The 22,274-nt window shown below is 52.9% G+C and carries 24 protein-coding genes; 7 read left to right on the forward strand and 17 right to left on the reverse strand.

Translation table 11 applies throughout. The features are described 5' to 3' along the window. Window positions 1–37: 37 nt before the first annotated feature. A complete protein-coding gene (gene ppsA / locus INT20_RS15040; RefSeq protein ID WP_193054659.1) occupies window positions 38–2,413 on the reverse strand; it encodes a phosphoenolpyruvate synthase in 2,376 nt (791 codons plus the stop codon). A gap of 230 nt (window positions 2,414–2,643) precedes the next feature. Here ppsA and ppsR point away from each other — a divergent pair, with 230 nt between their 5' ends. Further along, window positions 2,644–3,477, forward strand: a complete 834-nt coding sequence (gene ppsR, locus INT20_RS15045) for a posphoenolpyruvate synthetase regulatory kinase/phosphorylase PpsR (RefSeq protein WP_172118447.1) — start codon at window positions 2,644–2,646, stop codon at window positions 3,475–3,477. Between the two features lie 28 nt (window positions 3,478–3,505). Here ppsR and INT20_RS15050 read toward each other — a convergent pair whose 3' ends face one another. From INT20_RS15050 to INT20_RS15065, 4 genes are all read right to left on the reverse strand, one after another. Continuing rightward, window positions 3,506–4,084, reverse strand: coding sequence for a hypoxanthine-guanine phosphoribosyltransferase (locus INT20_RS15050; protein ID WP_193054658.1), 579 nt, complete (start codon window positions 4,082–4,084; stop codon window positions 3,506–3,508). Between the two features lie 42 nt (window positions 4,085–4,126). Next, complete coding sequence (gene nagZ / locus INT20_RS15055) at window positions 4,127–5,152, reverse strand: beta-N-acetylhexosaminidase (RefSeq protein WP_172118445.1); 1,026 nt, start codon at window positions 5,150–5,152, stop codon at window positions 4,127–4,129. Window positions 5,153–5,229: 77 nt separating this feature from the next. Further along, window positions 5,230–5,757, reverse strand: a complete 528-nt coding sequence (locus tag INT20_RS15060) for a L,D-transpeptidase (RefSeq protein WP_193054657.1) — start codon at window positions 5,755–5,757, stop codon at window positions 5,230–5,232. Beyond that, entirely contained in the window at window positions 5,735–6,412 is a 678-nt protein-coding gene (locus tag INT20_RS15065) for a TetR/AcrR family transcriptional regulator (RefSeq protein ID WP_172118443.1), read from the reverse strand. Before INT20_RS15065 ends, INT20_RS15060 begins: the two co-directional genes overlap by 23 nt. A gap of 265 nt (window positions 6,413–6,677) precedes the next feature. On the opposite strand from INT20_RS15065, the gene lexA reads away from it, so the two are divergent. Beyond that, window positions 6,678–7,355, forward strand: a complete 678-nt coding sequence (gene lexA / locus INT20_RS15070; protein ID WP_172118442.1) for a transcriptional repressor LexA — start codon at window positions 6,678–6,680, stop codon at window positions 7,353–7,355. A gap of 107 nt (window positions 7,356–7,462) precedes the next feature. Here the strand turns inward: lexA and purU are convergent, their stop codons facing one another. Then, window positions 7,463–8,317, reverse strand: coding sequence for a formyltetrahydrofolate deformylase (purU, locus tag INT20_RS15075; RefSeq protein ID WP_172118441.1), 855 nt, complete (start codon window positions 8,315–8,317; stop codon window positions 7,463–7,465). Window positions 8,318–8,637: 320 nt separating this feature from the next. Here purU and INT20_RS15080 point away from each other — a divergent pair, with 320 nt between their 5' ends. Further along, the gene (locus INT20_RS15080; RefSeq protein WP_193054681.1) at window positions 8,638–10,215 is read left to right on the forward strand and encodes a ribonuclease J; all 1,578 of its coding nucleotides are present in this window, start codon (window positions 8,638–8,640) and stop codon (window positions 10,213–10,215) included. A 67-nt stretch (window positions 10,216–10,282) separates the two neighbouring features. On the opposite strand, the gene moaE is transcribed toward INT20_RS15080, so the two are convergent. The 10 genes from moaE to INT20_RS15130 form a co-directional block, all read right to left on the reverse strand. Next, window positions 10,283–10,738: a molybdopterin synthase catalytic subunit MoaE gene (gene moaE, locus INT20_RS15085; RefSeq protein ID WP_193054655.1), complete on the reverse strand. Its 456-nt coding sequence runs from the start codon at window positions 10,736–10,738 to the stop codon at window positions 10,283–10,285. A 3-nt stretch (window positions 10,739–10,741) separates the two neighbouring features. Beyond that, window positions 10,742–11,542 carry a cyclic pyranopterin monophosphate synthase MoaC gene (gene moaC, locus INT20_RS15090; RefSeq protein ID WP_172118439.1) on the reverse strand — a complete coding sequence of 267 codons (801 nt, stop codon included), beginning with the start codon at window positions 11,540–11,542 and terminating at the stop codon, window positions 10,742–10,744. Between the two features lie 5 nt (window positions 11,543–11,547). Then, the gene (mobB, locus tag INT20_RS15095) at window positions 11,548–12,108 is read right to left on the reverse strand and encodes a molybdopterin-guanine dinucleotide biosynthesis protein B (RefSeq protein WP_172118438.1); all 561 of its coding nucleotides are present in this window, start codon (window positions 12,106–12,108) and stop codon (window positions 11,548–11,550) included. A 50-nt stretch (window positions 12,109–12,158) separates the two neighbouring features. Continuing rightward, window positions 12,159–13,391 (reverse strand): uracil-xanthine permease family protein, encoded by a 1,233-nt coding sequence (locus tag INT20_RS15100; protein ID WP_193054654.1) that lies wholly within the window; start codon window positions 13,389–13,391, stop codon window positions 12,159–12,161. 87 nt (window positions 13,392–13,478) lie between these two features. Further along, window positions 13,479–14,108 (reverse strand): uracil phosphoribosyltransferase, encoded by a 630-nt coding sequence (upp, locus tag INT20_RS15105; RefSeq protein WP_087107382.1) that lies wholly within the window; start codon window positions 14,106–14,108, stop codon window positions 13,479–13,481. A gap of 98 nt (window positions 14,109–14,206) precedes the next feature. Continuing rightward, a complete protein-coding gene (ung, locus tag INT20_RS15110; RefSeq protein ID WP_193054653.1) occupies window positions 14,207–14,890 on the reverse strand; it encodes a uracil-DNA glycosylase in 684 nt (227 codons plus the stop codon). Further along, window positions 14,883–15,371, reverse strand: coding sequence for a xanthine phosphoribosyltransferase (gene gpt / locus INT20_RS15115; RefSeq protein WP_172118435.1), 489 nt, complete (start codon window positions 15,369–15,371; stop codon window positions 14,883–14,885). Before gpt ends, ung begins: the two co-directional genes overlap by 8 nt. 8 nt (window positions 15,372–15,379) lie before the next feature. Next, on the reverse strand, window positions 15,380–15,925 hold the full coding sequence (locus tag INT20_RS15120) for an adenine phosphoribosyltransferase (RefSeq protein ID WP_172118434.1): 546 nt from the start codon (window positions 15,923–15,925) through the stop codon (window positions 15,380–15,382). 38 nt (window positions 15,926–15,963) lie between these two features. Continuing rightward, window positions 15,964–17,262, reverse strand: a complete 1,299-nt coding sequence (locus tag INT20_RS15125; protein WP_172118433.1) for an NCS2 family permease — start codon at window positions 17,260–17,262, stop codon at window positions 15,964–15,966. Between the two features lie 197 nt (window positions 17,263–17,459). Further along, window positions 17,460–18,086 (reverse strand): riboflavin synthase subunit alpha, encoded by a 627-nt coding sequence (locus INT20_RS15130; RefSeq protein ID WP_193054652.1) that lies wholly within the window; start codon window positions 18,084–18,086, stop codon window positions 17,460–17,462. A 462-nt stretch (window positions 18,087–18,548) separates the two neighbouring features. On the opposite strand from INT20_RS15130, the gene INT20_RS15135 reads away from it, so the two are divergent. The 4 genes from INT20_RS15135 to INT20_RS15150 all read left to right on the forward strand — a co-directional run bounded on the left by INT20_RS15135 (window position 18,549) and on the right by INT20_RS15150 (window position 21,658). Continuing rightward, complete coding sequence (locus INT20_RS15135; protein ID WP_193054651.1) at window positions 18,549–19,592, forward strand: methionine ABC transporter ATP-binding protein; 1,044 nt, start codon at window positions 18,549–18,551, stop codon at window positions 19,590–19,592. Next, window positions 19,573–20,226, forward strand: a complete 654-nt coding sequence (locus INT20_RS15140) for a methionine ABC transporter permease (protein WP_087107396.1) — start codon at window positions 19,573–19,575, stop codon at window positions 20,224–20,226. Before INT20_RS15135 ends, INT20_RS15140 begins: the two co-directional genes overlap by 20 nt. Before the next feature lie 105 nt (window positions 20,227–20,331). Next, window positions 20,332–21,123, forward strand: a complete 792-nt coding sequence (locus INT20_RS15145) for a MetQ/NlpA family ABC transporter substrate-binding protein (RefSeq protein WP_172118430.1) — start codon at window positions 20,332–20,334, stop codon at window positions 21,121–21,123. A 67-nt stretch (window positions 21,124–21,190) separates the two neighbouring features. Then, the gene (locus INT20_RS15150; RefSeq protein ID WP_193054650.1) at window positions 21,191–21,658 is read left to right on the forward strand and encodes a GAF domain-containing protein; all 468 of its coding nucleotides are present in this window, start codon (window positions 21,191–21,193) and stop codon (window positions 21,656–21,658) included. Here INT20_RS15150 and INT20_RS15155 read toward each other — a convergent pair. Beyond that, on the reverse strand, window positions 21,655–21,930 hold the full coding sequence (locus tag INT20_RS15155) for a hypothetical protein (RefSeq protein WP_193057209.1): 276 nt from the start codon (window positions 21,928–21,930) through the stop codon (window positions 21,655–21,657). The genes INT20_RS15150 and INT20_RS15155 overlap by 4 nt on opposite strands. Between the last annotated feature and the right edge of the window lie 344 nt (window positions 21,931–22,274).

Raw genomic sequence — 22,274 nt, forward strand, 5'->3', positions numbered from 1 at the left:
AATGGCCGGGCGCAAAATAGCGGTTTACAGGTCGACGTTAGGTGATTGTCTCGCCTGCCAACATAAACCACGTCTCAAGTACTGCATCAGGGTTGAGGGATACTGAATCAATCCCCTGTTCCATCAACCACTTAGCCAATTCAGGATGATCTGAGGGCCCTTGCCCACAAATACCCACATATTTGCCTTGGGCTTTACAAGCCTGAATAGCCATTGCCAACAACTTTTTCACCGCCGCATTACGCTCATCAAACAGATGCGCCACGATGCCTGAGTCACGGTCCAGCCCCAGCGTTAACTGCGTAAGATCGTTAGAGCCGATTGAGAAGCCGTCGAAGTGTTCAAGAAATTCTTCAGCCAACAATGCATTAGCAGGTAACTCGCACATCATGATCACTTTCAGCCCGCTTGCATCGCCGCGCTTCAAGCCGTTTTCTGCCAACAGATCAACCACCTGCTTGGCTTCATCGGTGGTGCGTACAAAGGGCACCATGATTTCGACGTTATCAAGCCCCATCTCGTCGCGTACGTATTTTAAGGCGCGACACTCAAGCTCGAAGCAGGGCCGGAAAGCGTCCGAGATATACCGCGAAGCCCCACGGAAGCCCAACATGGGATTCTCTTCGCCCGGCTCGTAAAGCTTACCGCCAATCAGGTTTTCGTACTCGTTGGACTTGAAGTCAGACAAACGCACGATAACCCGCTGAGGGTAAAAGGCCGCCGCCAACGTGGAAATACCTTCCACCAGCTTGTCCACGTAGAAAGTTACCGGGTCGGTATAGCCCGCGGTACGAAGGTCAATCACCTGCTGCAAGTCAGCTGGCAGCGTTGCGTAATCCAGCAGTGCCTTAGGGTGAACGCCAATCATGCGATTGATGATGAACTCAAGCCGGGCAAGCCCTACGCCTGCGTTAGGCAGGCTGGCAAATCCAAATGCGCGATCAGGGTTGCCCACGTTCATCATAATCTTGAATGGGATTTCAGGCATGGCATCGACGCTTGAAACCTTGCAGTCAAAATCCAGCAGGCCATCATAAACGTGGCCGGTGTCACCTTCGGCACAGGAAACGGTGACATCGGTGCCTTCTCTGAGCTGCTGTGTAGCGTCACCACACCCAACCACCGCCGGAATGCCCAGCTCACGAGCAATAATCGCCGCATGGCAGGTACGCCCACCACGGTTGGTAACAATGGCTGAAGCCCGCTTCATAATGGGCTCCCAGTCTGGATCCGTCATGTCGGTCACCAGAATGTCACCGTCAAGAACCTTATCCATATCTTCCGGACTCATGACCACTTTGACCGTGCCGCGGCCAATGCGCTGACCAATCGCCCGGCCGGTAATCAGGGTACGGCCCTTCTCGCGCAGCTGGAAACGCTCTAACTTGCCGCCTTCCTGCTGCGAGACCACCGTTTCAGGGCGTGCCTGCACGATATAAAGCTTACCGTCGTCACCATCAAGCGCCCACTCAATATCCATGGGGCGCTCGTAGTGCTGCTCAATCGTCACCGCCTGACGGGCAAGATCCATCACCTGCTGGTCGCTAATACAGAAACGATTACGCTGATTAAGCGGCACATCAACGGTGTCGACGGATTTACCGGCGCTGGTTTCCTGGCCGTAAACCATCTTGATGAGCTTGGAACCCAGGTTACGCCGTAAAACCGCCGGGCGGCCAGCGGCTAACGTGCCCTTATGAACATAAAACTCATCAGGGTTGACAGCACCTTGCACAACCGTTTCGCCCAGCCCCCACGAGGCCGTCACAAAGACAGCATCGCGGTAGCCTGATTCGGTATCCAGGGTAAACATGACCCCAGAGGCACCCGTCTCAGAGCGCACCATTTTTTGAACACCCGCTGACAGCGCGACGTTTTCGTGGGCGTAGCCACGGTGAACGCGGTAAGAAATTGCGCGATCATTAAACAGCGAGGCAAACACCTCGTGTACAGCGCGTTTGATGTTATCGAAACCTTCGATATTCAGGAAAGTTTCCTGCTGGCCCGCAAAAGAGGCATCCGGCAGGTCTTCCGCGGTTGCCGAGCTGCGCACCGCTACTTTCAGCTGAGGGTGCTGCTCCTGCAGTTGCTCATAGGCCTGACGCAGCGCACTTTCAAAAGCGGGCGGCAGCGGCGTATCAATAACCCATTGGCGAATATTAGTACCCGCTTCGGCCAGTGCTTTAACATCATCAACGTCCAGGCGCGATAGCGTGCTGTTAATGCGCTCGTTAAGCCCTTCATGAGAGAGAAATTCACGATATGCGTGAGCCGTAGTGGCAAATCCACCCGGTACGGTTACCCCGGCACCTGACAGATTGGAAATCATCTCGCCCAGCGAGGCGTTTTTACCACCCACGCGTTCGACGTCGGCCATACCTAACTGATCGAACCACAGAATGTACTCTTCCACGCAACCCCCTCGCTTTAAGACGTTGATGCAATCTTTTAGATCGCCAATCATTGATCGTGTCACCCTATCACCGTGCCACCCTATTCGCCATTGGTCTAATAGCGAAGGGAGTGGAGGATTTTTACAACATAAGGCGTATACGGGCAGTTTATGTAGTCGCCTGGGGCGTTGTGCTTAGCGAACGCTCGGCACACAATAGCGTATCTATTATTTAATTGACGGGCGTGATTATGAAGCGGACAGCTTTCTTTATTTCCGATGGTACCGGTATTACGGCCGAGAGCCTGGGTCGCAGCCTGTTGGCTCAATTCAGCGATATTGAGATCAACATGCTGACCAAGCCTTATATCGATACGCTTGATAAAGCGGAAGCGCTTGCCCGGATTATTGAATCCACTGCCGCTCAAGATGGGCAACAACCGATCATTATCGATACCATCGTTGACCAGCAGATACGCGATGTAATTCGCCAAGCGCCGGGCTTCAAGGTGGATATCTTTTCTACCTTTTTGAAACCCTTGGAGCAGGAATTAGGCACCCACTCTTCTTACAGCGTGGGAAGAACTCACTCGATTGGCAGTGACGACGTCTATATGGACCGGATTCATTCGGTACACTTCGCACTCGATAACGACGATGGCGCCCGTACGCATCAATACGACAAAGCCGATATTATTTTAGTGGGCGTATCGCGCTGTGGCAAAACACCCACGTCGCTTTATTTGGCGCTTCAGTTTGGCATTCGAGCGGCTAACTACCCACTTACCGAGGACGACCTTGACGAAGACGGCACGCTCAAGCTGCCCAAGGTGTTAGCACCGCACCAGCGCAAGTTGTTTGGGTTAACTATTGATGCTCGCAGGTTATCCGCCATACGCAATGAGCGTCGGCCGAACAGTCGCTATAGCTCAATGGATCAGTGTCTGCAGGAAGTCGAACAGGCCGAAGCGCTTTACCGCATTATGCATATTCCGTTTATTGATGCGACGCGCTTTTCAGTAGAAGAAATTTCGACACGAATGATTGCCGAGACAGGCTTAGCGAGGCGCTTCTCCCCCCGCTAAACCAGCACTAAATGTACAACGCTAAAAATTACATGCCTTTGGGGGCGAAGATACCTGGGGCGTTACGCCAGTAGCCTTTGTAGTCCATACCAAAACCGAACACATAGCGGTCCGCGACCTCCAGGCTGCAGTAATCAGCTTTCAAGCCCGGCACCGCTTTGCGGTTATGTTGCTTATCCACCAGGACGGCAGTCGTAACGCTGGCTGCCTGAGCTTCTTTACAGTAAGCAAGAATTGCGGCGAGCGTCGATCCTTCATCCAAAATGTCATCCACGATGACGACGTGGCGCCCGGCCATGGGAATTTCAGGCGACACACGCCAGAAAAGCTCGCCACCGCGCAGCTCGTTGCGATAACGCGTGGCATGCAAATAGTCCACTTCCAGCGGAAACCCCAATCGGGTCAGCAGATGCCCGGTCGTAATCAAGCCACCGTTCATCACACAATAAAAAACCGGCAGTTTGTCCCCCAGGTCTTCAGTAATGGCCTCCGCCATGCGATCCAGCGCCCGCTCGACTTCTTCCTGAAAGATCAAGCAGTCTGCTGTTTCCATTAGCTGGCGCATTGAGTCCAATGACTCAAGCGCTTCTTTATCCAATTTGGACATGGGGTAACTCCCAAAAATGTAGCAATATTGCGAAAAGAAAATTCAGGTGGGGTTAGGGAAGTCCGCCAGCGCTTCTAGCCTGGCATGCGTACGTCGCCAACGCCCCAGCGCGCTCAGCGCATCCAAATCAGGTCGTGCACGGCCATAGCGGAGTTTCGCAGGGCGCTTATTGGCGATGCCCTGGCTGGCTTCAACGACCTCAAGCGCAGCGGCACGGTCGTTACACACCAGCAACATATCGCAGCCAGCGGCGAGTGCAGCAGCGGCACGCTCGCGTGGCGAGCCCGCTTCGTGAGCACCTGCCATACTTAAATCATCTGAAAAAATACAGCCTTTAAAGCCCAGCGATTCACGCAGCATCCCCAACCAACTGGGCGAAAAGCCCGCCGGGCGTGTATCAAATGCTCGATAAATGACATGCGCGGGCATGATGCCATCAAGCTGGGGGGCTAGCTGTTCAAAGGGGACAAGGTCGCGCTGTTTAATTGCCTCCATTGAACGCTCATCAATGGGCAGTGCGACATGGGAATCCGCGGCTACGCCGCCGTGACCAGGGAAGTGTTTACCCACAGCGCCCATGCCCGCCTGATGTAAGCCCTCAACAAAAGCGGCGCCTAATTGAGCAACGTGCTCAGGGTCACCACTGAAACTACGGTCGCCGATGACGCTAGAAATCCCGCTATCCACATCAAGCACTGGTGCAAAGCTTAAATCCAGCCCACAGGCGGCCATTTCCATGCCAAGCAACCAACCTGCGTCCATGGCGAGAGAGCGGCCTTCTTCAGGGTCTTGAGCATAACGCTCACCAATCCGGGCCATGGCCGGTAAGCGGGTAAGCCCTTTTTTGATACGCTGTACGCGGCCACCCTCTTGGTCAACCGCCAATAAAAGATCGCCCCGTATGCGCCTTATATCGCTACACAGCTTGCGCACCTGGTAGGCGTCTTCCACATTACGGGCAAACAAAATCACGCCACCGACAGCAGGTTCAAGCAGCAAGCGCTTTTCAGCATTGGATAATTCAGGCCCTTCCAGGTCGAGCATGACCGGGCCAATAGGTTGAGTCATTAGCAGGGATCCAACAAAAGGGCCGATGATTTTAGACGATCAACGCACAGAGTCAAAAAAGCCTCTGCGTAAGGCCATTACAGATGGCTGCCATGTAGCCAAACAGGCGTTCCAGGCACGGCGCGCTCAAAGATATAAAGCAGGTCCTCGTTGCGCATACGAACACAGCCATGTGAAGCAGGTTTGCCCATCGGTTGATCGGGCGGCGTTCCGTGTACATAAATATAGCGGCGCTGAGAGTCAACCGTGCCTGCACGGTTAAATCCTCGCTCTAACCCACACAGCCATAAAATACGCGTCAAAATCCAGTCACGTGTCGGATGAGCGTCGGCCAAGTCACTTGAGAAAATTTCACCGGTAAAACGCCTGCCTCTAAATACCGCATTGACCGGCTGTTCATGGCCAATTGCCGCGCGAACATAGTGCCAGCCATGCGGCGTTTGGCCACTTCCTTCTTGCTGGCCAACGCCAGCGCCTCCAGTAGAGATAGCGCACTCAAAGTCTGGTGTTTGACCCTGCCACCAGCGCAGGATTTGTGCGCCGGTATCAATTTCGATCCAGCCGCCTTTTTTAGGTGGCAACTCAGCTAACAGGGGCGTTCGCATGCTGCGCTCCTTCAACCTCTTGCGGCAGTGGAGCATTCATGGCGGCAACGACCACAGGGCGCAAGCGTCGCACTAAATCACGCACAGTCACCTGCTCCTGATAATCCTTGGAGGCGATATCACGTAGCGCATCCAGCCCCGACAAGGTGAAAATGACCGTACCCAACATAAAGTGCAGCCGCCAAAAACGCTCGGCATCGGGTAAATCAGGGGTCGCCTTACGCACAAGCCCGGTAAAGCGGGTAAACACATCCCCATATTGCTCTTGAATATGGCGCCGTAAATGCCCCTGCGCTTGGCTATAGGCTAATCCCAATAAGCGCATGAAGACTTTCAAACTATCCCGTTCAGCAGGCACTGCCAGCACCGTGGTGGCCATTGTTTCAAGCAGCTCTTCCAGGGGGATGGCACGATCGGCGTAGTGGGCTTCAAGCTCATCGAGCGCACCATGAAAACGCTGAGTAAACGGGTCTAGATAGCGCGAGAATACGGCTTGGATAAGGGCTTTCTTGGAACCAAAATGATAATTAACAGCCGCCAGGTTTACTCGCGCTTTACTGGTAATGTTACGCAGTGACGTTTCAGCAAAGCCACGCTCTGCAAACAGCACCTCAGCGGTATCCAGAATGCGTGACACCGTGTCAGATTGTGCCATTATGGCCTCCGGAGAAACGAGTGTTTAAAACATGCCAGAATAGTAAGTCATATCTTAATCAGGCTCAATCACCCTTATTCACCGATTTTTTTAATTGGCTACCCTGCACATTAGCGTTAATTCAAACGTCTTACCGCTCACAGACAGTGTTTTAACAAGCTGCTTTTTTAACCATGTACTGGATAGAGCAACATACTGTATACTTAAACACATACTGATCAAGCAGACAGATACCGACTGTCTTTTATTGTTTATGGAGTTTGGTATGTCGCGGCCACTCACAGCACGTCAGCAACATGTTTTTGATTTTATAGTAAAAACCATGGGTGAATTCGGCTACCCTCCCACCCGCGCCGAAATTGCCAAGGCCTTGGGCTTTAAATCCCCCAATGCCGCTGAAGAGCATTTACGTGCTCTTGAGCGTAAAGGCGTTATCCGGATTATTCGCAATACGTCGCGGGGGATTCGCCTCCCCAACCAGGAAGCTCAGGACGTTAGCGAATTACCCGCCACCGTTGCAGCCAACAGCAATGATCTTCCGCCGATGGGCTTGCCAGTTATTGGTGAAGTGGCCGCTGGCAGCCCGATCCTTGCAGCGGAGCATATTGACCGTTACTGCCCGCTACCCGCGGAATATTTCACCCCTAAAGCCGACTACCTCCTGCGAGTACGCGGTTTATCCATGAAGGATGTGGGCATCCTGGAAGGCGATTTACTGGCGGTGCACCGCACTGATCGTGTACGTGACGGGCAAATCGTCGTTGCGCGGCTGGAAGATGAAGTCACCGTAAAACGCTTTCAACGCCAAGGGCATCAGGTCATGCTGATTGCGGAAAACGCTGATTTTGCACCGATTGAAATCGACCTGCGAACCCAATCCCTGGATATTGAAGGCGTAGGTGTAGGCGTCATCCGTGGCGGTAATGGCCAAGCGCTAGGCTAATAAGCCGTTTGCGTAAAATCGGATTTTAAAAGCATCAAGGGGGTGGCCATTTTCATGACCACCCCCTTGTTTTGTTACTGGTTCAGCTTAAACAGTTTTTAAAACGCTTAGCTAAAGACAACGGTCTTATTGCCGTGGATCAAAACGCGGTCCTCCAGATGCCAGCGCAGGCCTCGCGCCAATACGGCTTTTTCTACATCGCGCCCAAAGCGAACCAGGTCAGTTGGCGTATGGCAATGGCTCACACGATGAATGTCCTGCTCAATAATCGGCCCGGCATCCAACTCCTCCGTCACGTAGTGGCACGTCGCGCCAATTAGCTTTACGCCGCGCTCATAAGCCTGATGGTAAGGCTTGGCGCCGGCAAATGAAGGCAAGAAGCTGTGGTGAATATTAATCACCTGCCCAGCATAGCGCTCACACAACGACGGGGGCAGAATCTGCATATAGCGCGCCAATACAATACAGTCCGCTCGCGCGTTATCAATAAGCTCCTGCACCTGAGTAAACGACTCTTCCTTATTATTCGGGTCCACCGGCACATGGTGATAAGGAATACCGTACCACTCAGCGATTGAGCGCATGTCTTCGTGATTAGAAATCACACCGGCGATATCACAATCCAGCTCACCTGCCTGCCAACGGTAAAGTAAATCCACCAGGCAGTGAGACTCACGGGAGACCATGAGGATGACGCGCCGACGCTTTTGAGTATCCATTAGCGCCCACTGCATGGAAAACTCTTGAGCAATTGGCTCAAAGGCGCTGCGTAATGTTTCAACGGACATGCCAAGCGAATCGGCCAATATCTCATAACGCATAAAAAAGCGGCCCGTTTGCAAGTCAGAATGCTGACTGGCCTCGGTGATAGAGCCGCCTTGTTGAGCAATAAATCCAGACACACGGGCAACAATACCCACCTGATCGGGGCAGGAAACGACTAAACGGTAATAATGAGACATGTGAAGTACTCTTGACGACCTACGAAATACAAATGACAAACCACTATTGGCATCGTCTATTGGCATAGTGCAACGGCGCCGCAAACAGCGGCTAAATAGCGACGCCGTAAATAACGGCTGCCTAGTGTACCGGAACCCTATTAACGAAGCACCGTTATCTAATGTCGGGGGTCATTGTTAGCCGCCCCTGCCTTCCCGTATAGTTAAGGCATTACTTTTTAGGCTTTTCATAACCGATGCATCCACCACGCGTTCAACTTCGTCCTCGCCGCCGCCCACCTCTGCGCCTACTGCCGCTGGGTGGGTGTGGTGAAATCGGCATGAATCTAACGCTGTATGGATACGACGATCACTGGATCGCGGTCGACTGCGGCATGATGATTCGCCAGGATTTGCCTAACTCGCCCCTTCAAGTACCTAACCTGGGCACCGCCGAGGCACTGAACATAACGCCCCAAGCGTTATTTATAACGCATGGGCATGAAGATCACATTGGCGCGGTTGCCTGGTTATGGCCCAAGTGGAACTGCCCTATCTATGCCACCCCACTTGCGGCAGGTCTCTTACGTGCAAAATTCGCTGAACACCAGCTAAGTAGCGCCGCGATTAAGATTATCGAGCCGGGCGAAGCAATGGAAACGGCGCCCTTTTCGGTGCGCTATTTGCCGGTTACTCATTCGATCCCTGAAAGCTGCGCGCTGGTCATCGTGATGGGCGATTACCGCATAATGCACACAGGGGATTGGAAGCTGGACCCAGAGCCGCTGATTGGCACGCCCATTAACGCGGCGCACTTTCGAGCGCTTGCCCCGATTGATTTAGTAGTAGGTGATTCAACCAATGCCCCTCTGCCTGGCCACTCCAGCAGTGAAGGCGATGTGGCTAAAGCGCTGGCTAAAAGCCTGAAGGAATGCAAGGGCCGCGTCGTGGTCTCCTGTTTTGCAAGCAACCTGGCACGCGTACTGGCCATTGGCCGGGCGGCTCATCAATGCGGCCGTCGGGTCAGTTTGATGGGGCGATCCATGGAGCGCATGGTGAGCATTGCACGCGGACTTGGCTACATGGATGACTTCCCAGCGCTTGTACCCCCTCATGATTTGGGCTATTTGCCCCCCGATGAAGTGGTGATTATCGCCACCGGTAGCCAGGGTGAGCCTCGTGCAGCACTGCAACGACTCGCCCAAGGGCGCCACCCGTTTATTGACCTTGAGCCTAGCGATAACGTCATTTTCTCTGCCAAAGCTATCCCCGGCAATGAACGCCCCATTGAGCAGCTCAAAAAACGCTTGGTCCAACTTGGGGTCACGATCTTTGATGAGGTTAATCATCCAGAGCTGCACGCCACAGGCCACCCTGCGCAAGAAGAACTCATCACATTCTACCAGTGGATCAGGCCCAAATATTTGATCCCCGTGCACGGCGAAGCGCGCCACCAGCAGGCCCACCAAGCGATTGCAGACTCCTTGGGCATCAGCGCACCTTTAGCACCCGTTAATGGCGACATGATCGTTATGGACCACTTGGGACTGCGCTGCGAAGCCCGCCACCCTCAACCGCCCTGTATCGTTAATCAAAATAGCGTTGTGCCGCATCCGGGCCTGGATGCCACCAAAACCACGACGCGCCGAGGCAGTTTATTTCTCGCCCTGCCTGTCGCGGCCAGCGATACCGGATGGTGGCGCATCGGTCGCTTGATGCTGGATAGCAGCAGCGCCAGCCCGCTCGACGAAGATAGCTTTAGCGAATGGCTGGACAATCAGTTGGAGGAGATTAAAGCGGATACGCTGGCTGATTTGCGCCTTGCGCTACAGCCACGCTTGATTCATTGGTTGGCGGACCACATGCAGCACATGCCCGAGGTCCACTTACAAATAATGGCCGCAGAAGCGCCTCTATAAACGCAACGAGGCGCAACCGAATCCTGTAGAACGCAGCGTACTCGCCAGGCGGCGTACTGTAATAGCCTTATGACCAGCGCTCGGCATCTTGCCAATCGGTAGCGCGCTCTTTCACCCAATACTCACCCTTGGTGGAATGCTCCTTTTTCCAGAACGGCGCTTGGGTTTTTAAAAAATCCATAATAAAGTCACACGCTTCAAATGCTTCGCGCCGGTGAGCGCTCGCCACCAGCACCCTAACGATGGGATCCCCCGGCGCCAGGTAGCCCACCCGATGAACAATATAAACCGCTTGAAGCGCCCAGCGCTGCCACGCCTGTTCGCCTATCTGCTCCAGCATACGCTCTGTCATGCCGGGGTAATGTTCCAGGGTAAGCCCGGTGACATCAGGCGACTCGTTAAAGTCCCGAACCAACCCTGTAAAACTGACAACCGCCCCAATATCGGTTCGCTGGGCGAGCGTCGACGCATAGCCATCGCCTAATGAAAAAGGCGCTGACTGGACTTGGACCTGGATATTCATCGTTTAGCCCCCTGTCACGGGTGGAAAAAAGGCGACTTCATCCTCGTCAGTAATCCGTGCGCTATCGTTGGCCATCACCTGGTTAATCGCACACAGCGTCCGCTGGTCGGTGAGCACGCTAAATCGCGTATCACGCTGGCTCAGCGCAGCCTTCAAACCCGCAATATCACGGCTCGGCACCTGGTCCAGATCAAGCACCGTATCACTCACACCGACACGTTCACGCAGCTCGGCTAAAAACTTCACCCGAACACAGGGCGAGGCGCAGCGTTCGCCTAATGTCACTTCGCCTGCCGTCCCTTCTCCCGTCACAATGGGGGCTTGCGGACGAGCACTGCGCTGATAATCACCACGTACGCCGCCGCGTTTGCTTTCAAGCTGAACAGCGTCGATACACATATCCTTATCGACGGCTTTACACATATCGTAGAGCGTTAAACACGCGACCGACACCGCGGTAAGCGCCTCCATCTCAACACCCGTGCGCCCATTTAATCGGCACAGTGCCGTCACGTGGACACAGCCCTGCGCAGGGTCGATATCAAATTCAATGGAGACTTTGGAAAGCGCCAACGAATGACATAAGGGAATCAATTCATGGGTACGCTTCGCGGCCTGAATACCGGCAATACGGGCCGTTGCAATGACATCGCCCTTGGGTAACTCGCCATCACTTAGCAGCTTCAGCGTTTCTGGCTGCATTAAAATCCGCCCCGAGGCGACGGCCTCACGACGTGTTTCGTGCTTATCACCCACATCGACCATATTAGCTTCACCACGCGTATTGAGGTGGGTTAGCTGCATGTTTATCACCTATGTTTTAAAAATGTGCCATTGGGTTGAGTACTAGCCCACGTACGCACCCAGTGAGTAATTGCATCGATATCATTAAGGTTTAGCGGGGTAATCCGGGGGTCAAGCTCAACCGGTGGTTGATCATCAAGCGCCACCGCCTGAATCGTCGCATCATGAAGAATAGACGGCTCTCCAATTCCCTTACGATACAGTACGAGCTTGGGAATGGGCCATGCTTTGAATCCTTCGACAATCACAAGGTCTGGCTCATGGTAAGCCATCATCGCCAGCAACGCTGCCAGGTCTGGCTCATCCTGACCCGGCGTTTCCTGCATTAGCGCAAAGCGTTCCCGTGAGGCGACCAGCATCGGTGCCGCCCCGGCGCTACGCAGCTCATAGCTATCTTTACCGGGTTTATCCACTTCAAAACTGTGATGGGCATGCTTTATGACAGCTACCTTTAGCCCTGCTTGGCGCAACCGTGGCAGCAACTGCGTTAGTAGCGTCGTTTTTCCCGTTCCACTCCAAGCGACAACGCCGAGTACGGGAAATGCAGTGGCTACATTACTTACCATATACATGTCTCCTTCCCTGGTAATGAATCCTGATAAGGACGAGGGAGCTGTTACTCCCCTTCGCGCTCACGAGGCAATAGCCAATTCAGTACAATACCTACGAGAGCCGCCAAGCTTACGCCCTGCAGGGTAAATTGGCCTCCCCCAAATTGCATGCCGCCAATACCAAACACTAAAATCAACGACACCACCACCAGATTGCGTGGCGCGGTTAGCGACTGACCCGCACGTACTAGCGTATTCATTCCGACGACAGCAATCGAGCCAAACAGCAGCGTCATAATGCCGCCCATTACCGGACCTGGAATCGTTTGCAACAGTGCACCCAGCTTGGAAATAAAGGCCAGCAGAATGGCGATAATCGCCGCGACAATCATATAAACAGGGTTAAACGCCCGCGTCAGTGTTACGGCACCGGTTACTTCGGAATACGTCGTGTTGGGTGGGCCGCCAAACAGTGCCGCCACCATGGTCGCCAAACCATCGCCCAGTAATGTACGGTGCAGGCCCGGTTTTTCAAGATAATTTTTACGCGTTACCGAACCAATCGCCACCATATCTCCGATATGCTCAACCGCAGGCGCAATGGCCACAGGAATCATGAATAAAATAGCCGCCCAATGAAAGCTAGGCGCCGTAAAATTGGGTATTCCAAGCCAGGCCGCTTCATGTACCGGTGTAAAATCGACAACCCCCATCACCAGGGAGAGTGCATAACCGGTAACGATCCCCCCCATAATGGGAATCAAACGCAGCAGGCCACGCCCAAATACCGCTAATACCAGCGTCACCAGCAGGCTGGCCATGGATAAAAAGATCGCTTGACCATAGCTGATATTGTCGCTGGTTTCCCCGGTTGCCATGCTAACGGCCACCGGCGCTAACGCCAGGCCAATCACCATGATGACCGGGCCAACCACCACCGCCGGTAACAAACGATTTAGCCAACCGATACCGCGTACGCGTATGATCTGGGAAATAATGACATACACAAGACCGGCTACCATTAAACCGCCAAGCGTCGCGGAAACACCGAAACTGGCAATAGACCCCTGAATAGGCGCGATAAACGCAAACGAGGACGCCAAAAATACCGGCACCGACTGCTTAGTAACCGCATGAAATATTAACGTTCCCGCACCGGCAGTAAAAAGTGCAACACTTGGATCCAGGCCCGTTAACAGCGGAACCAGTACCAACGCGCCAAATGCGACAAACAGCATTTGTGCTCCGGTCAGCAGTACCTTCGGCCAAGACTCGGACCGGCTGCCAGCATTACTCATCACTCAACTCCCAGGAATCAATTTATATCGAAAAGGCAAAAAAATGCCCCCAACGCGAAGCGTAAGGGGCACCGTTAGGCAAAACGCTTAACGCGTTCCAAATATCTTATCGCCGGCATCTCCCAATCCCGGCACGATATAACTATTCTCATCGAGTCGATCGTCTACCGAGGCCGTATAAATTTCCACGTCTGGGTAAGCATCCTGCACACGCTTGATGCCTTCGGGAGCAGCGACAAGAACAATAATCTTCATATGCTCACAGCCCCGCTCACGCAGCATGTCCAGTGTGGCGATCATGGAACCACCGGTTGCCAACATCGGGTCAATCACCAGCGCCATGCGCTCTTCAATATCGTTAGCGAATTTCGCAAAATACGGCACAGGCTGCAGCGTTTCTTCATCGCGATAAAGGCCGACAACGCTGACGCGCGCACTGGGAATCAAATCCGTAACGCCTTCCAACATGCCTAAACCAGCCCGCAGAATGGGCACAACCGTTACTTTTTTACCTTTAAGTCGGCGCGTGGCGATAGGCTCGCCGTTCCAACCTTGAATTTCGTGATCCTCAAGCTCCAGGCCTTTCGTGGCCTCGTAAGTCAAGAGCTTGGCCACTTCACCTGCCAGTTCACGAAAGCTCTTGGTGCTCAAATCAACTTCGCGCATCAGTCCCAGCTTATGTTGAACAAGCGGATGGTTAATGGCGTAGACACTCATGGGGCTTCCTCACTGCAGTGTGATATCAGGATAACGACTCAGGCCGCATCTTCAGGCATACAAAATTGCGCGCATTCTACCTGCATCTGTCCATCAGGTTAAGCGCTTTCGGGCAGTTGCCATTCAACGGGCGAACGTCCTTGCCCCACCAGGAACTGGTTCGCTTGAGAAAACTGGTGATTGCCAAAAAAGCCCCGATGGGCAGACAGCGGCGAAGGATGGGGCGACTCCAGCACTAAATGGCGCCGCTGATCAATCAACGCTTTTTTCTGGCGCGCATGACTACCCCATAACAAAAACACGCACGGCGGAGCATGCTGACTTACCGTTTCGATTGCTCGATCGGTAAACGGCTCCCAACCTTTGCCGCGGTGCGACGCGGCATTGCCTTGCTCAACGGTTAACGCCGTGTTTAACAGCAAAACGCCTTGTTTGGCCCAGCTAACCAGGCTGCCATGCGGCACCGGTTTAACGCCCACATCGTTTGCCAGTTCTTTATAAATATTGGCAAGCGACGGGGGGATTTTCACCCCCGGCTGAACAGAAAAGCTTAACCCATGCGCTTGACGGGGGCCGTGGTACGGGTCCTGACCTAGAATAACGACTTTCACCTCTTCCAATGGCGTCAGTTCAAACGCACGAAACCAATCAGAAGAGTGAGGGTAAATAACCTTTTTAGCCGCTTTTTCCTGAGCCAAGAACTGTTTCAACGCCTTCATATAGTCGGCTTGAAATTCATCACCGAGCCACCGGCCCCAGTCGTTCGTTAATGGATTAGTCATAAGTCCTTTTAACTTGATCAACGAGAGGCTCAACATAGGCAACTCCCATATCCCAAGGGAATTGAATCCAGCACTGCTGAGCCACTTCAGTGAGATATTGGTCAACCAAAGGGCGCCCTTCTGGCTTGGCATAGATAGTGACAAAATGCGCTTTAGGCATCATTTCACGTACCGCACGCGCGGTTTTACCGGTATCCACCAGATCATCGACCAACAGCCAACCTTCGCCATCATGGTCAACGCCCTTCATGATATTCAGACCACCCTGATCCATATGGTCATAGCTTTTAATACAGATCGTATCAATCAGGCGCACGTTAAGCTCACGTGCAATAAGTGCCGCTGGGATTAACCCGCCACGGGTAATCGCCACAATACCCTTGAAGTCCCGCTCCATCATTTGGTGGCAAAGCTGACGCACATCTCGGTGCAGCTGGTCCCAGGAAATAGTGAAGTGTTGGTGATAGCGTTCGCTGCTCATGAGAGGCGTTACTCGTCTTCGTTGAAAGAACATACCGCGAATACGCTGAAGCCAGCATCGCGAATTTTCTGAGAACCGCCCAACTCGGGTAGGTCAATAATAGTGGCAGTTTCTACGACATGCCCGCCAGAACGCTGAATAAGGTTGGCGGCGGCCAACATGGTGCCACCGGTAGCAATCAGGTCATCCATCAGCAGGATCCGGTCACCTTCCTGAAAAGCGTCAGAATGTAGCTCTACTTCCGAATGACCGTATTCCAGCTTGTAGGTTTCACTGATCGTTTTAAAAGGCAGTTTGCCTTTTTTGCGAACCGGTACAAAGCTACAACCTAGCTCATAGGCGAGCGGTGCACCGATAATGAAACCACGCGCATCAATCGCGGCGATGGCATCCAGGTTCATTTCCTGATAGCGATGCACGAAACTATCAATTAGTTTGCGAAACGCCGCACTGTTTTGTAATAACGGAGTGATATCACGAAAGTTCACTCCCTGCTCAGGCCAATCAGGAACGGTGCGAATAACCGACTTAATGTAGTCACCGTAGATGCTCATCGCGTCTCTCATAGATTAATAATAAATAGCCTGGATAATTAACCCAGGAATAGAAACTTCGCTGCAAACAGCAAGGCCAGAATCACGACAGCAGGATTCAGGTCGCTAAACCGGCCTGAAAGCGTTTTAATTCCTACAAAGCTAATAAAGCCCAAGGCAATACCGTCAGCAATTGAAAACGTCAGCGGCATTGCCAATGCTGCAATTAATACCGGAGCAGCATCGGTTGGGTCTTCCCAGTTCGCATGGGATAAACTGCCCGCCATGAGTACCGCAACGTACAGCAGCGCACCGGCAGTGGCATAAGCCGGGATAGAGCCTGCTAACGGCGCAAAGAAAAGACTGATTAAAAACAGTACACCGACCACGACGGCTGTTAGGCCTGTTCGCCCACCCGATGCAATACCCGCCGTTGATTCGATATAGCTCGTGGTGGTTGAGGTGCCGAGAGCCGCGCCTGCCATGGATGCTGTGCTATCGGCCATCATGGCGCGCCCGATACGAGGCAGTTTGCCATCCTTGTCGAGTAGATTACCCCGATGAGCAACCCCTACCAGCGTGCCGGATGTATCGAACAGGTCAACAAACAGGAACGCAAAAATAACGCTGAGCATCGCCACATCAAGGGCGCCCACCAGATCCATCGCCATAAAGGTAGGCGCGATAGAGGGCGGCATCGACATCACACCGTTGTATGCATTATGCCCCAACAGCATCGAAATGAGAGTAATGCCCAGGATACCAATTAATACCGCGCCCTTGACCCGCAGGTACGCCAACGCCGTAATCACAAAAAAGCCCAGCAATGAATAAAGAGCCGCTGGCTGTGAAAGATCTCCCATCGCGACCAGAGTCGCCGGATTAGCCACCACAATACCTGCGTTTTTAAGCGCAATCATGGCCAGAAAAAGCCCTATCCCTGCCGCAATCCCTAAGCGTAGCGAGAGTGGTATCGAGTTGATAATCCACTCACGGACTTTAAAAACACTCAATACGAAGAATATCAAACCCGAGAAGAAGACCGCACCAAGCGCGGCTTCCCAGGTATATCCCATACCTAGCACCACGCCGTAAGTGAAGAAGGCGTTAAGCCCCATCCCCGGTGCTTGCGCAATGGGGTAATTAGCCCAAATGCCCATCACGAAGCAGCCAATCGCTGCCGCCACGCACGTCGCGACAAAGACGGCACCGTAGTCCATACCCGCTTCCGACAGGATGCTAGGGTTTACGAAAATGATATAAGCCATCGTCAGGAACGTTGTGATCCCGGCGACCACCTCTGTTTTCACATTCGTATTTAGCTCAGTGAGCTTGAAATACTTATCCAGAAGTTTCATGTATGTTTTATCCTTCGCGCAAACGCAGTATGCGTCCCCTTGGAGCGAGAAAAGCCGCACATATTACCGAAAGCTCCCGCGCGATGCGAGTACCTAACGCACAGCCGGTTTAAGCGGAGCCACCTCCACTGACACTAACGCTAGCAATCTTCAGGCCATCAGCGAACCAGCAGGTCAGCCAACCACCCGCTGCTTTCTTATAATCGTTTAGCCAGCACGCGCTCGACCGTTTCGACAATCACCTGTGTTTGCGGATCAATTTCAATATTGACCTTATCGCCAGGCAGACGCTCTTTGAGCATGGTGCGTGAGAGCGTTTCGGGTATCAGATTCACACTGAACTCAATGCCGCTATCATCTGCCGCGCGACGCACATCTCCGACCGTCAGACTGATACCATCAACACCGATATACCCCTTTTCAAACACAAAGCGGCCAATCGTGTCGGGTAGAGAAAACCAAAGCCGACGGTTATTGGGAGCTTCTTCTATCGCGACGACGTTGGCCATACAGATAATATGGCCGGACATCGAATGCCCCCCAATCTCGTCGCCAAACCGTGCAGCACGCTCTATATTGACGCGCCCCCCCGGTTCAAGTGCACCAAGATTAGTCAAGCGCAGGGTTTCGCGCATCAAATCAAAACTAACGTTATCGCCTTCAATAGCGGTAACTGTTAAACACACGCCGTTATGGGCCACTGACGCACCAATTTCCAACCCCTCACGCATTTCGGGTGGCAATGCCACTACATGGGTTCGAAACGCGTCAAGTTCATGCACCTCTACTATACTTGCGGTGCCCTGTACGATGCCGGTAAACATAATCCACCCTTACTACGTCGCTGTGAAAACGCCTATTCAAACACGAAATCAACCCGGCGCAAGTTTATCCGTGAGAAGTTAACAATGCGCACACCGCACCCGGGAAAGCATGATGAGCAGCATGCGTGACGCTAATCAAATGCCTTGATGGACGCAAAGCAAAGTGCAGTACGCCTAAAAACGTTTAAAAACGCACGACTGCGCCTAATCAAGCGGCCACACGCGTAAAGCAGCCGGTTTCAATTGACAAAGAGGAAGGGGCTGCTTAGACTTTCGGCCCATGTAATGGCGCCGATTTGTACCCATATTGCGGGCGCCCACCAAGCCACAGGTTTGGTGAAGTGCAGCTAAAAGGGTGTGTCCAGCGTTGATGGCCACCCGAAAGGGTGGCCTTTTTTTTATTCCTCGCCCTACGCTTGCTCCCTTGCACTCCGTCTTTGGCCTCCTATTAAGGCAGACGCTATGATTGAACTTAGCAACGTCAGTAAAACTTATGGCAGCGGCAATAACGCCGTTCACGCCTTGAAAGATGTTAATTTGCACGTACCTAGAGGCGCTATTCACGGCGTTATCGGCCTATCCGGCGCTGGAAAATCCACGCTAATCCGTTGCGTTAACTTACTTGAGCGGCCAACCAGTGGCAGCGTGACCGTGGATGGCCAAGAGATGACTCGCTTAAACGGCGGCGCCCTAAACCAGGCACGTCACCGCATTGGCATGATTTTCCAGCACTTCAACTTGCTTACTACGCGGAACGTGTTTGATAACGTTGCTCTGCCGCTTGAACTGATGGGTGAAAAACGTAGCGCCATTCAACACCGCGTACTCCCGCTACTGGAAATGGTCGGGCTGGCGGACAAAGCCAAACAGTATCCCGCGCAGCTCTCGGGTGGCCAAAAGCAGCGTGTTGCTATCGCCCGCGCTCTAGCCAGCCAACCCAATGTGCTGCTGTGTGATGAAGCAACATCGGCATTAGATCCACAAACTACCGGCTCTATTCTTGAGTTGCTGCGTGATATTAATCACCAGTTGGGTATCACTATTTTGTTGATTACCCATGAAATGGAAGTGGTTAAGTCAATTTGCCACCGCGTAAGCCTTATTTCCAACGGCACACTCGTGGAGGACGCAGAAGTCGGCGACTTTTTCACGGCCCCCAGCACTCAGCTTGGCCGCGAATTTTTGAACGATTTTCTCCAGCTTAGCCCCCCTAAAGAGCTGATCGAACGCTTAAGCGATACGCCAGGAGAGACCTCTCACCCCGTCGTACGCCTAACGTTTTCTGGCGATGCCGTCTCAACACCGCTTATCTCCCGCCTGGCCCGCGAGTGCAATGTGGATGTCAGCATTTTACAGGCCAAAGTCGAGTCCATTCAGGACCGCACCTTAGGGCTTATGATTGCAGAACTGCTTGGCACGACAGAGCAGACGCAACAGGCAATGGATTATCTTCAGTCTCACCAGTTAGAAGTCGAGGTACTTGGTTATGTCCAGCGCAATGTTTGACCTTATTTTACAGGCCACGCTGGATACGCTGTATATGGTGGCCATCTCTGGCGTCATTTCGACACTGCTCGGCCTACCATTAGGCGTATTGTTGTACGCGACACGGCCAAGGCAAATTCTAGCCCAGCCAGTGCTTAATCAGGTATTGAGCATTATTACTAATATTGGCCGCTCGATTCCTTTCATTATTTTGATGGTAGCCATCATCCCGTTCACACGTATGCTGGTAGGTACGTCGATAGGCATCAACGCCGCATCAGTTCCCCTAACCATTGCGGCCATCCCTTTTGTGGCGCGTCTGATAGAGGGCGCACTCAATGAGGTGTCGCCGGGCCTGGTAGAATCTGCTCAGTCCATGGGCGCAACCCCGTGGCAGATTATTCGCAAGGTACTTGTACCAGAGGCACGGGGCGGCATCATTACAGGCTTAACCATTACGCTGGTAACGCTAGTCAGTTACTCCGCTATGGCGGGTGCGGTAGGTGGCGGCGGCCTGGGGGACCTGGGCATCCGTTATGGATACAACCGTTTTAACCCCACTATTATGCTGATTACCGTGATTATTTTGGTGGTCATGGTGCAAGGCTTTCAAAGCCTGGGCGACTATCTGGTGCGCAAAAGTGATCGTAAATAGTGATCGCAATTGGCTATGCTCTCTTATAACAAAAAAACATTAGAATTATTTTTCTTATTCCAATATTATTAAAAAATGACGATACAACGCATTAGGAGACTTATCATGCAAAAACTAATAATTGGTAGCCTGACAGCCTTGGCACTGGCCGTTAACGTTGCAAACGCAGAAACCCGCACGCTGAAAATGGGTACCGTTGCTGGCCCCGAAACTGAAGTCATGGAAGTGGCGGCGCGGATTGCCAAAGAAGAGTACGACCTTAATGTCGAAATTATCGAATTTACCGACTACGTAACGCCCAACGTTGCGCTGGCCGACGGTAGCCTTGATGCCAACGCCTACCAGCACGCCCCTTACTTGAATGCCATGGTTAGCGATCGCGGCTATGACCTTGCCGTTGCAGGCTATACCTTTGTTTATCCGATCGGTGCTTATTCAGAAAAATTCGATAGCATTGAAGATCTGCCCGACGGCGCGCAGATTGCACTGCCCAACGACCCTTCCAATGAAGGTCGTGCGTTGATTTTGATGCATAACGAAGGCCTGATCACACTGAACGACCCGGAGTATCTGGAAGCGACGCCGATCGATATCGCCGAGAATCCGCGCAACTTCCGCTTCCGTGAAATTGAAGCTGCCCAGTTGCCCCGTGTATTGCGCGATGTCGACATGGCGTTTATCAACAACACGTTCGCCCAACCAGCTGGTTTGAAGCTTGACGATGCCCTGATCAAAGAAGGGCCTGAGTCTCCCTACGTGAACCTTATTGCCGTACGCGGCGGTGACGAAGAGCGTGAAGATATTCGCCAACTAGTGGATGCCTATCAGCGCGACGAAGTAGCAGCCAAAGCTGAAGAGCTGTTTAAAGGCGCTGCCGTGCCGGGCTGGACTGAATAACCCCTTCAGCAAGCACCTCATCAGGCCGACCTTAGTGTCGGCCTGATGCGTTTATGATGAGATAATGATGCCAACCATTAATTACGCGCTACTCAACCGCCAGCTCGAAGCCCTGCTTGATACACGCGACTGGCTTACCAACAGCGCTCAAATGTGCGCGTTTATTCAGCAGGAAGTACCTGACCTAAACTGGGTGGGGTTTTATCTTCAGCGTCAACCCGAGATCCTGGGGCTAGGGCCTTTTCAGGGCAAGCCCGCCTGCCACCCCATCCCTTTTAGCAAAGGCGTATGCGGAGCCGCAGCGCGTCAGCAGCAAACACAGCGGGTCGATGATGTACACGCCGTCGCAGACCATATTGCCTGCGATGCCGACTCACGCTCCGAGCTGGTCATTCCCATCGTGATAGAAGGCTTTCTATGGGGCGTTCTAGACCTGGACAGCCCACTACCTGCGCGCTTTACCGCAGACGATCAGGCAGGAACCGAAGCGCTAATAGCGACTTTTCAGCGCCAAACAGATCTACCGACCCGCTAGTGATAAGCATGTAGATGAATGGTGCAGTAAGCGCGAAAAATAACGTCGCTCATGGATAGCTCAGAGCGGCGGCGCGCTTTTCTTAGCGTTTGGTTGAATATTTCTTCTGCCTTATAGCGGCTCAACCCTAGCTCTTGAGCCGTATGAAAATACTCATCAAGCTCCACACTCTCACTATTATCGCTCACTAGCGGCGGTTTATTTGCAGATTTACGGCCTAACTTTAAGCCACCAAAAACTGAGGCCCAACGGGGCAATAAATTAAGATACATATCTTCATCCTTGAATCATGTTCATGGAGAGAGTTGTTCATCACAGCGCGAATTCCCGCATAGCGCCATGCCAATAGCTATACACATATTGTACTTTATGAAGCATGACGTTATCGTGACAGGCATCATCTCACGCCAAAAGACACAGCGTACCAAGCCCCCTGATCTCCGGGCGTTACACCCGACAAGGTAAGCTGTGTCTGAATAGCAATGCTGCGCGCAATAAACGTGCACGGCATGAGAACGACGCTAATCGAGTAGGAAGGGGAGTCGCCTCCCCTGTCCTCTCACACCACCGGGCATACGGTTCCGTACCACGGCGGTTCATGAACAACGTTTGAGCC

Origin of the sequence: Halomonas citrativorans, from assembly GCF_014898005.1 — a bacterium.
Classification (GTDB): Bacteria; Pseudomonadota; Gammaproteobacteria; order Pseudomonadales; family Halomonadaceae; genus Vreelandella; species Vreelandella citrativorans.

Coding starts and splice junctions, on each gene's coding strand:
- ppsR (WP_172118447.1), top strand. CDS start 2,644: ATGAAGCGGACAGCTTTCTTTATTTCCGATGGTACCGGTATTACGGCC.
- INT20_RS15050 (WP_193054658.1), bottom strand. CDS start 4,084: ATGTCCAAATTGGATAAAGAAGCGCTTGAGTCATTGGACTCAATGCGC.
- nagZ (WP_172118445.1), bottom strand. CDS start 5,152: ATGACTCAACCTATTGGCCCGGTCATGCTCGACCTGGAAGGGCCTGAA.
- INT20_RS15060 (WP_193054657.1), bottom strand. CDS start 5,757: ATGCGAACGCCCCTGTTAGCTGAGTTGCCACCTAAAAAAGGCGGCTGG.
- INT20_RS15065 (WP_172118443.1), bottom strand. CDS start 6,412: ATGGCACAATCTGACACGGTGTCACGCATTCTGGATACCGCTGAGGTG.
- lexA (WP_172118442.1), top strand. CDS start 6,678: ATGTCGCGGCCACTCACAGCACGTCAGCAACATGTTTTTGATTTTATA.
- purU (WP_172118441.1), bottom strand. CDS start 8,317: ATGTCTCATTATTACCGTTTAGTCGTTTCCTGCCCCGATCAGGTGGGT.
- INT20_RS15080 (WP_193054681.1), top strand. CDS start 8,638: ATGAATCTAACGCTGTATGGATACGACGATCACTGGATCGCGGTCGAC.
- moaE (WP_193054655.1), bottom strand. CDS start 10,738: ATGAATATCCAGGTCCAAGTCCAGTCAGCGCCTTTTTCATTAGGCGAT.
- moaC (WP_172118439.1), bottom strand. CDS start 11,542: ATGCAGCTAACCCACCTCAATACGCGTGGTGAAGCTAATATGGTCGAT.
- mobB (WP_172118438.1), bottom strand. CDS start 12,108: ATGGTAAGTAATGTAGCCACTGCATTTCCCGTACTCGGCGTTGTCGCT.
- INT20_RS15100 (WP_193054654.1), bottom strand. CDS start 13,391: ATGAGTAATGCTGGCAGCCGGTCCGAGTCTTGGCCGAAGGTACTGCTG.
- upp (WP_087107382.1), bottom strand. CDS start 14,108: ATGAGTGTCTACGCCATTAACCATCCGCTTGTTCAACATAAGCTGGGA.
- ung (WP_193054653.1), bottom strand. CDS start 14,890: ATGACTAATCCATTAACGAACGACTGGGGCCGGTGGCTCGGTGATGAA.
- gpt (WP_172118435.1), bottom strand. CDS start 15,371: ATGAGCAGCGAACGCTATCACCAACACTTCACTATTTCCTGGGACCAG.
- INT20_RS15120 (WP_172118434.1), bottom strand. CDS start 15,925: ATGAGCATCTACGGTGACTACATTAAGTCGGTTATTCGCACCGTTCCT.
- INT20_RS15125 (WP_172118433.1), bottom strand. CDS start 17,262: ATGAAACTTCTGGATAAGTATTTCAAGCTCACTGAGCTAAATACGAAT.
- INT20_RS15130 (WP_193054652.1), bottom strand. CDS start 18,086: ATGTTTACCGGCATCGTACAGGGCACCGCAAGTATAGTAGAGGTGCAT.
- INT20_RS15135 (WP_193054651.1), top strand. CDS start 18,549: ATGATTGAACTTAGCAACGTCAGTAAAACTTATGGCAGCGGCAATAAC.
- INT20_RS15140 (WP_087107396.1), top strand. CDS start 19,573: ATGTCCAGCGCAATGTTTGACCTTATTTTACAGGCCACGCTGGATACG.
- INT20_RS15145 (WP_172118430.1), top strand. CDS start 20,332: ATGCAAAAACTAATAATTGGTAGCCTGACAGCCTTGGCACTGGCCGTT.
- INT20_RS15150 (WP_193054650.1), top strand. CDS start 21,191: ATGCCAACCATTAATTACGCGCTACTCAACCGCCAGCTCGAAGCCCTG.
- INT20_RS15155 (WP_193057209.1), bottom strand. CDS start 21,930: ATGTATCTTAATTTATTGCCCCGTTGGGCCTCAGTTTTTGGTGGCTTA.